Consider the following 15,771-nt stretch of genomic DNA (forward strand, 5'->3'; position numbering starts at 1 on the left):
AAATTTGGGTCAGGCGAATTCTCGTTGAGAAAAGCCTTGACAAATCCCGAGCAGTATGCGATACTACGATGGCTACGGTGATCCTTCGAGAAAGGTCATCGGGTACCTTGACAACTGAAGAGTGGAAAGCAGAACAGCAACTGGAACAACAACACACAACGAACCAGTTCCTGTCAATTCGGAGGCTTGATGGTCACCATCAAGTATCCATAATAATCTGCGAAATAAGCCAATGTTATGTAACTTGGCCATGATCGCAATTCACATGCAATTGCACATCACTGCTCTGTGATGTACACATAAAAATTGGATGGCGAGTTTGATCCTGGCTCAGGATAAACGCTGGCGGCGTGCCTAACACATGCAAGTCGAACGCCCTTAGCAATAAGGGAGTGGCGGACGGGTGAGGAACACGTGGGTCATCTGCCCTGGGGTGAGGAATACCGGCGAGAAATCGCCGACAATACCGCATAGCTTCGTAAGAAGAAAGCTCGCAAGAGCGCCCGAGGATGAGCCTGCGCTCGATTAGTTGGTTGGTGGGGTAATGGCCTACCAAGACCGCGATCGATAGCTGGTCTGAGAGGACGATCAGCCACACTGGGATTGAGAACGGCCCAGACTCCTACGGGGGGCAGCAGTGAGGAATTTTCGTCAATGGGGGCAACCCTGAACGAGCAACGCCGCGTGCAGGAAGACGGTTTTCGGATCGTAAACTGCTTTTCTCTGGGACGAGAACGGACGGTACCAGAGGAATCAGCCTCGGCTAACTACGTGCCAGCAGCCGCGGTAATACGTAGGAGGCGAGCGTTGTCCGGAGTTACTGGGCGTAAAGCGCACGCAGGCGGTCAGATTAGTCTGTGGTGACAGTCGTCGGCTCAACTGACGAAGTACTATGGAAACTGTCTGACTTGAGGGCTTCAGAGGGACACGGAATTCCGGGTGGAGTGGTGAAATGCGTAGATATCCGGAGGAACACCAAAGGCGAAGGCAGTGTCCTGGGAAGTACCTGACGCTCAGGTGCGAAAGCTAGGGGAGCGAACAGGATTAGATACCCTGGTAGTCCTAGCCGTAAACGATGACCACTAGACGTTGGGGGTATCGACCCCTTCAGTGTCGTAGTTAACACAATAAGTGGTCCGCCTGGGGAGTACGGTCGCAAGATTAAAACTCAAAGGAATTGACGGGGACCCGCACAAGCAGCGGAGCGTGTGGTTTAATTCGATGCAACGCGAAGAACCTTACCAAGGCTTGACATGAACTTGCACCAGCCGTAACGGGCTGTCCCTTCGGGGCGGGTTCACAGGTGCTGCATGGCTGTCGTCAGCTCGTGTCGTGAGATGTTGGGTTAAGTCCCGCAACGAGCGCAACCCCTGTCGTTAGTTGAACTTCTCTAGCGAAACTGCCGTTATAAGACGGAGGAAGGCGGGGATGACGTCAAGTCAGCACGGCCCTTACGCTTTGGGCGACACACACGCTACAATGGTCAGGACAAAGAGTTGCGAACCCGCGAGGGGGAGCTAATCTCGTCAAACCTGGCCTCAGTTCAGATTGGAGGCTGCAACCCGCCTCCATGAAGTTGGAGTTGCTAGTAACCGTAGGTCAGCACACTACGGTGAATACGTTCCCGGGTCTTGTACACACCGCCCGTCACACCACGAAAGTTGGCAACACTTGAAGCCGCTGGGCTAACCCTTTGGGAGGCAAGCGTCGAGGGTGGGGTCAGTGATTGGGGTGAAGTCGTAACAAGGTAGCCGTACCGGAAGGTGCGGCTGGATCACCTCCTTTCTAGGGAGCTTGAGCACGCGTCTGAAGACCTTCAGACACACACGCGTGTTCCACTTCCAGGTCGACCAGGACATTGGTACGATGCGTGTTGCCAGAAGCGACGCTGGTTTCCACTCTTGAGCTGTTGGGGTACAGCATCCCTTTCTACGGAAAACGGATGGCCAACAGTGCACCTGAACAACTGAAGATAGTATTCCTTCAATTTTGCTGAGCGATCTATTGCCAGCCAGAGTTGAAGCAGAGGATCGATTTCTCTCTTCGAGAAGAAGAGCAGAAGTCAAAGCATTCATAGTACATGATGAGATAAGAAGAGAACAAGCTACACAGAGTACGAGGTGGATGCCTTGGCGCTAAAGACCGAAGAAGGACGCGGAGACCGGCGAAACGTTCGGGGGGAGCTGCATACAAGCGATGAACCCCGAGAATCCGAATGAGGCAACTCCTCCAGAGTGATGTCTGGAGACCGCCTGCTGAACACATAGGCAGTGACGGGGGGCAGTGGGTGAACTGAAACATCTCAGTAACCCGACGAACAGAAATCAACCGAGATTCCCGTAGTAGTGGCGAGCGAACCGGGAGGAGCCCAAACCGATGAACCCTCGGGTCCATCGGGGTTGTAGGACTAGCAACACAGGAGAGATTTCCACTTGAACGCGTTGGAAAGCGCGACCAGAGCGGGTGACAGTCCCGTAAAGGACGGAGAACTCGAATCGGCTAGGATCCTGAGTACCACGAGACACGTGCAATCTTGTGGGAAGCTGGGGGGACCACCCTCCAAGGCTACACATCTTTAGCGACCGATAGCGAACAAGTACCGTGAGGGAAAGGTGAAAAGCACCCCGAGAGGGGGATGAAAGAGACCCTGAAACCACGTACTCACCAGCAGTCAGAGGCCACTGTTCCACGAGGAACCAAGGGCTGATGGCGTGCCTTTTGTAGAATGATCCGGCGAGTGCATCGTCGTAGCCTGGTTAACCAGCGCTAAAGCTGGGGAGCCCCAGGGCAACCGAGTCTGAACAGGGCGAACGTTGCGGCGATGCGACCCGAAACCGTGTGAGCTATCCATGAGCAGAGTGAAGCGGATGTGACAGTCCGTCGAGGCTCGCACCCACCAGTGTTGCAAAACTGGGGGATGACTTGTGGATAGGGGAGAAATTCCAATCGAACACGGAGATAGCTGGTTCTCCCCGAAATGTATTGAGGTACAGCTGTATGATACACTATCCTGGAGGTAGAGCTCTGAATGGGCTAGGGGCCTCGTGCAGGTTACCAAACCCAAGCAAACTGCGAATGCCAGGACAGCATGCATGCAAGTGAGACGGCGGGGGCTAAGCTTCGTCGTCAAAAGGGAAACAGCCCAGACCATCGGCTAAGGTCTCCAAGTATCCGCTGAGTGTAAAAGGGGGTCACAACGCCCAAACAGCCAGGATGTTGGCTTAGAAGCAGCCACCATTTAAAGAGTGCGTAATAGCTCACTGGTCGAGTGTCGTGGCACCGACAACGTATCGAGGCTGAAGCGGATTACCGAAGCCATGGAACCTCTCTCTTGAAGAGAGGTTGGTAGGGGAGCGTTCTCCAGCTGAGAAGCCAGACCGCAAGGACTGGTGGAGCGAAGAGAAGTGAGAATGCCGGAATGAGTAGCGTCATGTCTGTGATAACCAGACACACCGAATGCCTGAGGGTTCCTGGGCACCGTCAAACGTCCCAGGGTGAGTCGGGTCCTAAGCCGAGGGCGTCATAGCCGTAGGCGATGGAAAGCAGGTCAGAGATTCCTGCACCGGAGATGCTCGTTATTGAGCAATGGGGGGACGCGGTAAGGAAGGTGAGCCCATCGATTGGACAGGATGGGTCTGTGCGTTGAAGTGCGAAGCCGAGGCAAATCCCGGTTTCCTGTGCATGACACGTGCAGCGAGCGGACGTCAGTTCGCGGAAGTCATCGGCCCCTAGGCCGCCAAGAAAAGCCTCTCGCCAGAGCCATCTCCGCCCGTACCGCAAACCGACACTGGTAGGCAGGGGGAACACTCCCCAGGTGATCGAGCGACCCTCTGTTAAGGAACTCGGCAAATTGACCCCGTACCTTCGGAAGAAGGGGTGCCCTAGTAGCGAGACTGGCTTGCCAGGAGCGTGAGGGGGTTGCAAGAAATTGGCTCAACCGACTGTTTACCAAAAACACAGGTCTCTGCGAACGCGAAAGCGGAAGTATAGGGGCTGACTCCTGCCCAGTGCCGGAAGGTTACGAGGAGCGGTGATCGTAGCTGCGAATCTAAGCCCCGGTGAACGGCGGCCGTAACTATAACGGTCCTAAGGTAGCGAAATTCCTTGTCGGGTAAGTTCCGACCCGCACGAAAGGAGTAACGAGTTGAGCACTGTCTCGACAGAGGACTCGGCGAAATTGAAGTACCCGTGAAGATACGGGTTACCCACGACAGGACAAAAAGACCCCGTGGAGCTTTACTACACCTTGACCTCGAAACGAGGCAGAGCGTGCGTAGCATAGGTGGGAGTCGGAGAACCTACCCTTGTGGGGGTAGGGGAGACGGCAATGAAATACCACTCTCGTTGTGTTTTGTTTCTCACACGTCACCGTGAGCCGGGACGTGGACAGGATCAGGCGGGTAGTTTGACTGGGGCGGTCGCCTCCCAAAGCGTAACGGAGGCGCCCAAAGGTTCCCTCAGGGTGGATGGACATCACCCACAAGAGTGTAAAGGCACAAGGGAGCTTGACTGCAAGACGGACAGGTCGAGCAGGGACGAAAGTCGGGCTTAGTGATCCCACATTCCCGAGTGGAAGGAGTGTGGCTCAACGGATAAAAGCTACCCCGGGGATAACAGGCTTATCTTGCCCAAGAGTTCACATCGACGGCAAGGTTTGGCACCTCGATGTCGGCTCGTCGCATCCTGGGGCTGGAGTAGGTCCCAAGGGTTGGGCTGTTCGCCCATGAAAGCGGCACGCGAGCTGGGTTCAGAACGTCGCGAGACAGTTCGGTCTCTATCCGTCGTGGGCGTAGGAGAATTGAGGGGCGTCATCTCCAGTACGAGAGGACCGAGATGGCTCGACCGCTGGTGTGCCAGTTGGCCTGCCCGGGCCAGAGCTGGATAGCTATGTCGAGAAGGGATAAGCGCTGAAAGCATCTAAGCGCGAAGCCGCACCCAAGACGAGTTCTCCCACTCTCTTGAAGAGTCAAGATCCCAGGAAGACGACCTGGTCGATAGACGACACGTGGACACCTGGTAACAGGCGGAGCGAAGTCGCCCTAATGATCGTACGGCTTGTTTCACCATTGTGTATCTTCATCGTGGACGCATGCAGTGCGTGTTCTCTGCTTCACGCTGGTTGGCAGCGCGCTCGGCAAAATTGAGGGAATACTATTTCCAGTTGATCAGGGAAACATTGTAAGGATTTGCTAACAGGCAAATCCTTTTTTGTGTTTTGCTATAAGGGGCGGGGAAATGCTCATCGACTTTCATACCCATATATTTCCTCCAGAAGTTTGTGCACAGCGTGAGCGCTATTGTGAGCGGGATCCCTGGTTTCGTACCCTCTATACCAATCCCCGCGCCCGTATGGCTTGCGCGGAAGATCTGATCGCGGAAATGGATGCTTCGGGTGTCGATGCTTCTGTCACCTTTTCTTTCGGTTGGACCGATCCCATGTTGATTGAGGAAACCAACAGCTACGTTATTGATGCCATGCGGCGCTATCCCGGCCGCCTGTATGGGATGGCTGTGTTGCAGCCACTGGCTGGCGAACGCGCCGCATATGAGCTAGAACGCTGCGCAAAGGCTGGCATGGTTGGACTGGGTGAGCTAATGCCTCACGGACAGGGATATAGCCTGGGTGATGTCCGGTTGCTCTCTCCTCTGATGGACGTGGCACGGCACTATCAATTGCTTGTGCTTTCCCACTGTAGTGAACCGGTCGGTCATCAATATCCTGGGAAAGGCGACGTCTCGCTACAGGATGTGGTGACCTTTCTGACGGCTTTTCCTGAAATACGTTTTGTGGCCGCGCATTGGGGAGGAGGCCTGCCTTTTTATACGCTGATGCCAGAGATTCAGCGTATCGCCGCGCACGTGTGGTATGATACGGCTGCAACCCCTTTTCTGTATCGACCAGAAATATTTTCTACTGTTGCCCAATTAGTAGGGGCCGACCGTATTCTCTTTGGCAGTGACTATGGTCTGCTACGGCAGAAGCGTGTTATTGAACATATTCAGCAGACCGACCTGGATGCGGCCGCGTTACATATGGTGCTGGGACAAAACGCGCAAGATCTATTGAGTCTCTATGGCCCAACTTTACGCGGATAGCATTCTATTTTTTTGACTTTCATCCTGACGAGGTGTCTTTCTTATGCGAGTGGTTTCTCTTGGCAGCGGCAGTAGCGGCAATGCACTCTTAGTTGAAGCAGGTCCTCAGGGACGCACAAAGCTGTTGCTGGATGCTGGTTTGAGCACGCGCACACTGGCGACGCGCCTGGCTTCGGTTGGTATATCACTGTCGCAGATCCAGGCGATTCTAATTACCCACGAGCATAGTGACCATGTTCTTGCCCTTCCCCAATTGATCAATCGATATGCCTTCCCAGTAGTGGCCAATAGCAAAACCTTGCGGGCTATTCAGGATGGCTTGCGGTCCGGTGTGTGGAGGACCGATGCTGGTCGGACGGTCGCGGCAAAGATCCAGGTGGAAGAGTCTGTATCATATATCCCTGTAAGCGCTGGTAAAGAGGTGGAGGTGACCACGACCTCGCTAGAGGCATCAAGTACCATTGTAGAACTGGATCATCCGGAATCCGGTGACACTCTTGAGCGGGCAACCCCTCAGGCACAACTGACGTTTCCCCACCAGATTTTGCCGATCGGGGCGCATCTGACAATTGGTGATATTGAGGTTACCTCTTTTGCTATTTCGCATGACGCGACCGCTCCCTGTGGTTACCTGCTCCATGCAGGTGGGTGCCGTATCTGCCTTGTAACCGATAGCGGTGAGGTCACGCCCGCGATGCTTGAGCAGATGCAGCATGCTGACCTGTTAATTCTGGAGTCCAACCACGATCGGGAGCGCCTGGTGCGTGGTCCCTATCCCTGGCACTTGAAGCGCCGTATCCTGAGTCCAACGGGCCATCTTTCCAACGATCAGGCTGGTGAGGCGATACTGCAGATCTGGCGTGAGGTTGGTATGCGCTGGCTCTGGCTGGCTCATTTGAGCCGTACCAACAATACTCCGGCTCTTGCTTTGGAGAGTATGCGCCTGTATCTACGTTCAGCCAATATCAACCCGGCGCATATTCGTATTTCCGCTCTTCCTCCTACGATGGGTCAGGTCTGGGATTCGACTCAGTTATGGCTCTGATACGCCCAGATGAGGCGGAGAGTTCGGATCCTTGCTCCTCTTTTAACAGCCTCTGCACACGCCTACTAGAGGGACGCGCTTCCAATGATTCATAGAAGCCCAGCGCCTGTTCCAGATAATAACGCATCAACTCCATATCGCTGTTATGCTGTCCATTGTTGATGGAGATATCGGCGCGGGCCCGGTAGAGCAATCCCAGGTTATACAGCGTATGGGCGCGTTCCCAGGGCAGATCCAATTCCTCACAATACTTGAGAGAGCGGCGCAGATCTTCTTCGGCCTGTTCCCATTGCAACTTTTGCATCAGCATCTTCCCACGTGCCCGCAGGGCGACTGCCAGACTTTTGCGCGACCCGGCCTCTTCGCAGAGCTTGATTGCCCGGTCAAATAGAGCCTCTTCTCCAGCACTGTTGTCGGTATTGATCAGTAAGTCCACCAGTGTTGCCAGTATCGCGGGATTAGGGAACGGCTCGCTGAGCTCAAACTTGATGCGATAATCGGACAGAGCCTGTTCCCAATCCTCCTGTGCGAGGTGGATGGCGTGCAGGCGGGTTGAGGGCGGAGCGCCTTCCGTGTACGCCTCCCGATCGCTCTGCTGGATAACCAGGCGCTTATACTGCTGGGCGTATCTATCTCCATCTTCCTGTCGGCCCTGATGATAAGCGATGGTTGCCAGCGTTTCCAGCGCCCATAGCTGGCGCTTCTCATCCTGTTGATATTTTTCAACAAATTGCAGAATATCTTGAGCTACCTGCTGCGCATCGCTCCAGCGATTCCAACGGTACCAGGTACGCATGCGCCCGACCATGCCAGTGAGCACCATAGAGGGGCTCTCCATGCTGAGCGCATTGCTCCAGGCCCGGCCATAGTATGTCAGGGCGACGGCATATTCTCCTACCTGTTCGTAGGCGCTCCCTAACGAAAAATAGAGGTCGTAGAGCTCTTCTCGGTCCTGGATACGGTCCTCAAGTTGCAAACGTCTCTCTTGTAGCTCTAGTGCTCTCTTATACTGATGATACTCAAAGTAGATAAATCCCATGGCATCCAGAGTTAGAGAGAGGGTGCGCGGATTATTCAACTCCTCCGCCATCTGTAGCGCTTCATTTCCACTGAGCAGAGCCTGGTCCGCCAGCCAGGCTTTTTGATCGTGGGGCGCTGCCCCTAACTGGCGAATATACCAGAAAGCCAGGTAGGTGCGAAAAGCGATATGTTCACGGCTGGCAGGTGTCCCTTCCAGAAGCTTCAGGCCCGCATCGATATACTGGCGTATCTCCTGTGGATCGGGCTGGTTATCAAAGCGTGGCAGCCAGCGCGTCGCCAACAGTGACATTCTTTCATATAGTTCTATCAGGTGCGATTTATTTGCCTGCATCTCATCCTGGGGAATCAACTGTAGCGCGCGGCGCGACTGACGCCAGGCCTCATCAAGGTTGCCGTGCTGCGCATGAGCCTGTCCGATCTTGGCCAGCATAATGCTCTGGGTTAACTTATCCGCGTGCGATTCGCTCAGCAACTCAAACGCGTCATTATAAGCCTGCAGGGCACGCAGGGAGTAGTAGCTATCCATGGCCTGATCACCGGTCAGGGTCAGATATTTGACGGCTCGATCGCGCAAGTTTTCCCGAGTCAGGCGGATCGGGGGTGCCGTAGGATGATGCTGATTATAGATTTCAATATAGTCGATGGCGGCGTTGGGCGACCAGGCCGCTAGCGCGCGCTGGTAGTGATAGGCGATCAACTCGGCGAAGTTGACCCGCTGATTGCCCGCCTGCTCATCCAGCCAGAGCGCGATGCGTGCATGCTCATGGGCGCGGCGCTGGCGAGGAATGTTGTTATACACGACGTCGCGAATCAGGATGTGCTTAAAAATAAAGGCCCGATCTGGCGTCATAGGACTGGCCGCTTTGTTGCTGATTTCAGCGATAAAGTCGCGGCGCATCAAGGCGATCAATGCTTCCATCACAGCCTCGGGGCTCAAGCCCTGTGACAACTCTAGCAATGAGGAAAGCCAGAAGTTGCGACCAATGATGGAGCCATGTTGTAGCACCAGTTTCTCTGTAGGATTGAGCAGATCCACACGCGCAGCCAGCACGCCCTGAATCGTATCTGGCACATGGGGGAGTGGAATCAAGTATGGACTGGTTAATAATCCCTCCTCCAGAGGCTCGTTGTTGACGGTCTGTACTGGCTGTCCTACCTCTCCCATCATTCCATGTCTGGGATACTCAACCTGCCAGTAGCTCTGACCGCGCTCCTGATCTTCTTTTCGCACTAGAATGCCCTGATCGATAAACATACGCACGATCTCTTCCACAAAGAAGGGATTGCCTTCTGAGCGTGCCAGGATGGTATAGCGCAGCGTCTCGGGCATCTCACTGGTGTTCAGCAGAGCATCTACCAGATCGTTGCTCTCTTCCCAGGTCAAGGAATCCAGTTCGATAGCAGTGAAATTCCTGTGGCCGCCCCCCCAATCGCGGCGATGCTCCAGAAAGTCGGGTCGAGCGGGACAGATAAACAGCAAGGGGACCGAGGTGAGGCGCTCGGTCAGGTACTCGAAAAGATCCAGTAGCGCTTCATCCGCCCACTGGATATCATCAATGACCACGATGACCGGCTGTAATTCTCCCAAAGCCTCCAGCAGCACACGCCAGGCACGTAGCAAGGTACCCTGCGCGCCACTCTGCTTGTCCGTGGTATTTCTGGGAGTGGGCCTCTGCTCTGAGCGGGGACGTTCATCGTAGCCCGCAACTTCCGTTGCTGCGAGTTGCTTGCCGAGCAAGCCGCGTCCAACGCTACGCAGCAGCGTCTCCGCGATGCTTTCTGGCGACTCGTTGATCCTGGCTTTGGTAAAGGTTAAGCGCAAGAACTCAACGAAACGTTGGCGAATGATAGCGTCAGTATCTTCTTTCTGCACATGCAGAATCGTGCGCAAGATCTCGATCAGGGGCCAGTAGGTCAGTCCTTCCCCGTAGGGTGGACAACGACCTTTAAGGACGAGGGGCGGTGTCAACTCCCCGGTAGATGATGTGCTCTTCACCAGTTCCTGTTCGCGTGTAATAAATTCCCGCACCAGGCGCGACTTGCCGATACCAGGGGCGCCCAGGATGGTGATCAGATGGGGACGCCGCTCGGTCTGCACGCGCGCGTAGCTGGCGTGGAGCAGGGTCAGCTCCAGATCTCGGCCAACAAGTTGTGAGTTGCTGCCCGTCAGGCCACGCGGGTGCTGGGCGACGGCCAGGTTAGATTGGCGCAGGCCCTGTACCACATAGGCTGAGATCGGCTCGGACTTGCCTTTGAGATGGAGCGGTGCGATGGCCTTAAAGTCGAAGACGGCTCGGCTCGAAAGATAGGTGCGCTCCCCCACCAGGATCGTATCGGGCGTCGCCACCTGTTGCAGGCGAGCGGCGATATTCACCGCGTCACCCGTGATCAGAAAGTCGTGGTGCTGCGTGGCTGTGGCGCTGGGCGCGGCTACCTCGCCAGTATTGATGCCGATGCGCATCTGGAGCCGTGTTGCCTCGGGATCACGCGCCAGCCGATGCTCATTAAAGCTATTCAACGCGGCCTGCATATCCAGCGCGGCCCGAATAGCGCGGTCCGGATCGTCCTCGTGGGTGACCGGCGTCCCAAAGATCGCCATCACGGCATCGCCAATATATTTTTCAACCGTGCCATCGTGCTTGCGGATCTGTTCCGTCATCAAATTAAAGTAGCCGGTCAGGATCGCGCGCATATCTTCGGGATCCAGGCGATCGGCTAGCGGGGTAGAGCCTGTGATATCGGCGAACATTACCGTCACCACGCGTCTTTCCTCAGCGGATGCCAGCAGTGAGGGATCGATCTGAGGCATGCTCAACTGCCGCGTGGGCTGTGTGGTGTCGGCATCGACCACAGGTGTGCGGACAACGGACGCTGCAGATTCGCGTCTCGGCTGTAGCGCGGTCCCGCATTCGATACAGAACTTGGCTCCTGTGGGATTAATCGTGCCGCAATTGGGGCAACCAGCCAGGCGATGTCCGCATTCCAGGCAGAATTTGGCATTGGGTGGATTGAGGGTTTGGCAGTTAGGACAACGCATACAAATCCAGTTTTTTCTGTTCTTTCTTGGCTCCGAATTGTCTTACTTTATGCCTCTGTATTGTACAACACTTCAGCTGAGAATGAAAACTTCTTAAAGAATGTATCTTACTCCCGTCATTGTGGGGCTACTCACGCGCCCCCACACGCGCGTCCGCTACGCGGCCGCGCTGGTTATTTTGTGCTGGTGCATCGGGGGCGCATCCGCGCCCCCGATGCACCCATAGAAAATAGACTTGTGAGTACTGCAGGTGCAAAAGCTCAGGCAATGCTTACGAGTGCCTATTTTCTATGGGTGCATGAGGGGCGCGGATGCGCCCCCGATACACCAGCAAAAATAGACTTGTGAGTACTGCAGGTGCAAAAGCTCAGGCAATCTTGCGAGTGTCTATTTTCTATGGGTGCATGAGGGGCGCATCCGCGCCCCTCATGCACCCATAGAAAAAAACAGCGCGGCCGCGTAGCGGACGCGCGTGCGGGAGGAGTCAAACACCATCAAAAAATTGATGTTTTGAGTTCTGTATAACATCAAATACTTTTGAACCTCTTGTTTGTAAGGGTAGAGGCTGGCACATTTTCTACTTGACGTTTTCCACTTTGTTCCGTACTATGGATGTTGATGAAGGGAGACATGTTATGCAGCGAGATTTTTTAGTCGAGAGCCATAGCTATGATAAGATGCTGCGTGGAACGTGGCGAGCATATAAATTAAGCTCCGATCTTCAACTTGGAAATGAACAGGAATCTCCTGTGCTGGATAATTGTGTGCGCCTGTGGCTTCCCTCTGGTACTCCAATGAACTGGTCATCGGGGACGCGCAATTTGCGTAATAATTGTCTGCAATTCTTCTGGCCCGATCGCTGGTATATGCTCAGCGCATTTTACAATGAAGATGTTCTGATCCATACTTATGCTAATATCATTCAACCGGCCCAGATTTTGCTAGACCATATTTCTTATGTAGACCTGGATCTGAGTACGCTGGTCAAACCCGATCTGAGCTATGAGATTTTGACGCAGCTGGAATTTGAGCATATGGCCGAGACACTGCACTATGACGAGTCGACACGTGTCAGTGCACTGATGGCTCTGCAGACCATTACCAGCACTATCCAGCGCAGTATTGGACTATTTTCCATCGTGCCACACCAGTTGAATTTAAGCCAGTTGCATACCAATTGCAACAAATCATAACTAAAGAGTATTTTTAAGAGGGGGAATGATTGCATGCCCAGGCGTATTGATCATGTTGCCATTATTGTCCGTAATCTGGAAGATGCCTTGACCTTTTATCGTGATACTCTGGGCGTTGTCCCTACTGAGATCAAAGAGGTTCCTACCGAGCAGGTGCGCATCGCTTTTCTTCCTCTGGGTGGTCCCGCTGGTAGTCAGATAGAACTTATTGAACCGACCCTCGCTAATGCCAGTCTGCAAAAGTTTCTGGAGCGGCGGGGCGAGGGTCTTCATCACCTGTGTCTGGAGGTCGAAGATATCGATGGGGCGCTGCAAGACTTAAAGGATAAGGGCGCGGCTGTACTGGATCAGCAGCCACGTGTGGCCGCCGAAGGGCGGGCGATCTTCCTGCATCCCAAAGCCACCAACGGCGTATTGCTGGAGCTCCTGCAAAAGTAGCGCAAAGTCTGTATAGAAGAGCTGGTACAACGCAACATGAGACATCCCAAATTTTAGGGATGAACTTGTGAAAGAAGCGAGCAGTTCTCCATTTTTGAAGGAGAACTGCTCGCTTCTCTTCTCTTGCAGAACAACGTGCTTTCCCCGTTTGGCTCGCTGAAAAGCACCACTGTGCCAAAAAACGGAAAAAGAGAAAGGAGCTGGTCAACCGACTTTCCACTCCCACAGCATCCCAGCGGCTTCCACAGGGCCTAGGGGTATGCTCTTTTCGCACGCATTCGCATCCTCTGTTGGCAAGACGTGTTGTACCCGATGAACACCGGACACACGCCCACATGGTCAGCCGATGCCGACCAGAGCGTCTCTCGTCACGTGGGGAACCTCCACACCGCCTCAGAGCATAATGATCTGGACGCGAGGCTGGGGCCGGGGCCGGCCAGCTACCTCCTCCCAGCGCGCAGGGATCCGTTGCCACAACCGACTCAAGGCCAGGCGCAGCCGTGCAAACGGCTGGTGTGCTTGCCGGGCATGACGGCCTGTGCGATGACAGTAGTGCCGCAACAGCCAGCGGCGTAAGAGTTCGTAAAACGGCGCCAGCAGGCTCAGCAGAAAGGCGTAGGCCAGCGCCGCCAACAGCAGCAGTTTTTCTCGCGTCTCCCACTCCCAGAGCCGCGGGCTTTGGAAGCCCAATTCGCTCTTGTTTTCTTTCCAGGTCAGTTCGATCTGCCAGCGACGCGCATAGGCAAACATAATCCGCCAGGCATCTTCCGCGGTGGTGATGGACTCGGCGGTGAGCAGATACCAGGGCAAGCCACCTTTGCGCCGGGCCACGACCAACCACAACGGCTGCTCAGGATGGTCGGGATGCCTCACCGCACAAGCGAGAACACTGCCCATGACCCACTGGTGACGACGGCAATCCCACACCCAGCGTTCTTGCCATCCTCGTTTGCCGCGGGTGATTTTCCAGGCTGCACGTCGCTGACCCTGGGCATCCACGAGCTGGTAATCTTTTTTCCAGCGCAGCACAAAGCGCAACGAGAACGCCAGCAACAGACCCAGCCAGAAACTGCTGGCGAAGCCTTGATCAAAGACATGCATCACCTCGCGTCCCCAGAGCAGAACGCCTTGCAGTAACAGTTTGGCTTGTTCATCGCGTTTGAAGGAAGCGCGCGCCCCACGGCTGGTCCACCACCGCATGCTGGCTAGTTCAGGCGGGTCGTCTTGCTGCTCGCTGCCGACCAGGACCACGGCCAACCAATGGAGGCCCGGCACAAAGATGGGGCCACGGGGCGGGGTGTAGTAACCTTTCTTGATATGGGTGAGTCGAGCGCCCTTACTCGAGCGCACCGGGGCAAGGTCGTCCGAGGCGATAGTTTCTGGCTTCTCCCACGCACTCTCATCCCACAGCGCCAGCACATCCCTTCCCATCTGTTTCCACCTTGTGAGACGTTGGCTGGCTCGATGCCACAGATACGAGCGGATCAGTTCAGCCGACCATTTGCGACAATGCAGCAGCCGAGACAGGCGTTTGGTTCCTGCCGGAGCTTTGTCGGGCGTCTCGAGATAGCCGCCCATTTCCGAAAGGAGCAAGCCATTGACGCGATCACGGAAGGTCAAGATCACCGCCACGGTCTGCACCATCGTGCGCACCAGTCGTTTGTCCATGCGGCTATCGGCTTGCATGAGCAAGGGAGCCAGAAAGTGAGCCAGAGCAGTGTACAATCCCTGCGCCATCTCGGCAGGGGGATATGCTGGAACTTGTGGCTCCTCAAGCGGTGTGAGATACTGAGATGACATAAACAACACCTCCTGGATTGACTGAATGGTGGTCTGTTTTTCCTTCAGTCTCGCTCAGGAGGTGTCTTTTTACAAACCCGACCTTAAAATTCGGGATGTCTCATGTTGCTATATCTTCTATACAGGACGGCTTGAAATGTTAGATTACATGGAACTTACAACGGCGATGGGGGGATAGACGTACTATTATTAGCAGAAAATGCCTCTGTCGATCGGGTATGGTGAGAGTATGTAGAGATGCTGCCGCATACGGTGTGTTATCTGCCATTCTAGTGGTACAATATTGATATTATAAGAGCAAATTGATGTCCGTAGCCAGTAGAGAGAAGATCGTGATAAATCAGCCCCCCATCAACCCAGAGCTTATTGCTGAAAATATTGCCCATGTGCGTGCTCGCATCGCCGAATCTGCGCAGCGCGCTGGTCGACAACCTCACGAAGTCGCCCTGGTCGCTGTCTCCAAGACGAAGCCACTTGCAGATGTGAAGATGGCGTATGATTTAGGGATTAGAGATTTTGGCGAGAACCGTGTGCAGGAAGCATTGGAGAAACTGGCAACGTTTTGCCCGCCTGATCTTCGCTGGCACATGATTGGGCATGTACAGACCAATAAGGCGCAGAAGGTATTTGGGGCCTTTCACTGTATCCATAGTGTTGACAGCTTGCATGTGGCCGAAGCGCTCCAGCGCGCTGCTGAAAAGAAGAGTCAGGTTAGCGGGGAGGATAGGCGGCAACCGATCTTGTTGCAGGTCAACGTTTCTGGTGAGGCCAGTAAAGAAGGCATGGCTCCTGATGAGGCACCAGCCATTGCGCGCCAGATCCTTTCCCTTCCGCATTTAGAAGTGCAGGGGCTGATGACTGTAGCACCGTTGGTCGATGATCCAGAGCAGGTACGTCCGGTGTTCCGTGCGCTGCGGCAGTTGCGGGACAGACTGCGTGAGGAGGTGACGGATGCCTGTTGGGATCAGCTTTCAATGGGAATGACCGATGATTATACTGTAGCGATCGAAGAGGGGGCAACTATTGTACGTGTTGGGCGTGCCATCTTTGGTGAGCGGATCAAAAAATAGCCTGATGCTGCTCATGGCGGGCCTTTCTATCTGACAGTGTCGATGGTGCGA

7 protein-coding genes and 2 rRNA genes are annotated in these 15,771 nt (G+C 54.7%); 7 read left to right on the forward strand and 2 right to left on the reverse strand.

Going from position 1 to position 15,771, the window contains the following annotated elements; genetic code table 11:
- The first annotated feature begins 307 nt into the window (after nt 1–307).
- From KTT_RS13130 to KTT_RS13145, 4 genes are all read left to right on the forward strand, one after another.
- A 16S ribosomal RNA gene (locus KTT_RS13130) occupies nt 308–1,785 on the forward strand.
- Between the two features lie 312 nt (nt 1,786–2,097).
- Nucleotides 2,098–5,063 (forward strand): 23S ribosomal RNA (locus KTT_RS13135).
- The 16S and 23S rRNA genes sit together here, the layout of an rRNA operon.
- Nucleotides 5,064–5,235: 172 nt before the next feature.
- Nucleotides 5,236–6,096, forward strand: a complete 861-nt coding sequence (locus tag KTT_RS13140; RefSeq protein WP_126596397.1) for an amidohydrolase family protein — start codon at nt 5,236–5,238, stop codon at nt 6,094–6,096.
- Between the two features lie 43 nt (nt 6,097–6,139).
- Nucleotides 6,140–7,141 (forward strand): MBL fold metallo-hydrolase, encoded by a 1,002-nt coding sequence (locus KTT_RS13145; RefSeq protein ID WP_126596398.1) that lies wholly within the window; start codon nt 6,140–6,142, stop codon nt 7,139–7,141.
- Here KTT_RS13145 and KTT_RS13150 read toward each other — a convergent pair.
- Nucleotides 7,098–11,219, reverse strand: a complete 4,122-nt coding sequence (locus KTT_RS13150) for an adenylate/guanylate cyclase domain-containing protein (RefSeq protein WP_126596399.1) — start codon at nt 11,217–11,219, stop codon at nt 7,098–7,100. The genes KTT_RS13145 and KTT_RS13150 overlap by 44 nt on opposite strands.
- A 635-nt stretch (nt 11,220–11,854) precedes the next feature.
- On the opposite strand from KTT_RS13150, the gene KTT_RS13155 reads away from it, so the two are divergent.
- Both KTT_RS13155 and mce read left to right on the forward strand, forming a co-directional pair.
- Nucleotides 11,855–12,412: a ribonuclease FAU-1 family protein gene (locus KTT_RS13155; RefSeq protein ID WP_160145842.1), complete on the forward strand. Its 558-nt coding sequence runs from the start codon at nt 11,855–11,857 to the stop codon at nt 12,410–12,412.
- A gap of 33 nt (nt 12,413–12,445) precedes the next feature.
- Nucleotides 12,446–12,850, forward strand: a complete 405-nt coding sequence (mce, locus tag KTT_RS13160) for a methylmalonyl-CoA epimerase (RefSeq protein ID WP_126596401.1) — start codon at nt 12,446–12,448, stop codon at nt 12,848–12,850.
- 393 nt (nt 12,851–13,243) lie between these two features.
- On the opposite strand, the gene KTT_RS13165 is transcribed toward mce, so the two are convergent.
- Nucleotides 13,244–14,650: a transposase gene (locus KTT_RS13165; RefSeq protein WP_126594639.1), complete on the reverse strand. Its 1,407-nt coding sequence runs from the start codon at nt 14,648–14,650 to the stop codon at nt 13,244–13,246.
- A gap of 332 nt (nt 14,651–14,982) precedes the next feature.
- On the opposite strand from KTT_RS13165, the gene KTT_RS13170 reads away from it, so the two are divergent.
- Nucleotides 14,983–15,720 (forward strand): YggS family pyridoxal phosphate-dependent enzyme, encoded by a 738-nt coding sequence (locus tag KTT_RS13170; protein ID WP_218030888.1) that lies wholly within the window; start codon nt 14,983–14,985, stop codon nt 15,718–15,720.
- Nucleotides 15,721–15,771: the final 51 nt, after the last annotated feature.

It is taken from the genome of Dictyobacter aurantiacus, from assembly GCF_003967515.1.
Classification (GTDB): Bacteria; Chloroflexota; Ktedonobacteria; order Ktedonobacterales; family Ktedonobacteraceae; genus Dictyobacter; species Dictyobacter aurantiacus.

Excerpts from the sequence above, each read along its gene's own strand:
- KTT_RS13140 (WP_126596397.1), top strand. The coding sequence starts at position 5,236 with ATGCTCATCGACTTTCATACCCATATATTTCCTCCAGAAGTTTGTGCA.
- KTT_RS13145 (WP_126596398.1), top strand. The coding sequence starts at position 6,140 with ATGCGAGTGGTTTCTCTTGGCAGCGGCAGTAGCGGCAATGCACTCTTA.
- KTT_RS13150 (WP_126596399.1), bottom strand. The coding sequence starts at position 11,219 with ATGCGTTGTCCTAACTGCCAAACCCTCAATCCACCCAATGCCAAATTC.
- KTT_RS13155 (WP_160145842.1), top strand. The coding sequence starts at position 11,855 with ATGCAGCGAGATTTTTTAGTCGAGAGCCATAGCTATGATAAGATGCTG.
- mce (WP_126596401.1), top strand. The coding sequence starts at position 12,446 with ATGCCCAGGCGTATTGATCATGTTGCCATTATTGTCCGTAATCTGGAA.
- KTT_RS13165 (WP_126594639.1), bottom strand. The coding sequence starts at position 14,650 with ATGTCATCTCAGTATCTCACACCGCTTGAGGAGCCACAAGTTCCAGCA.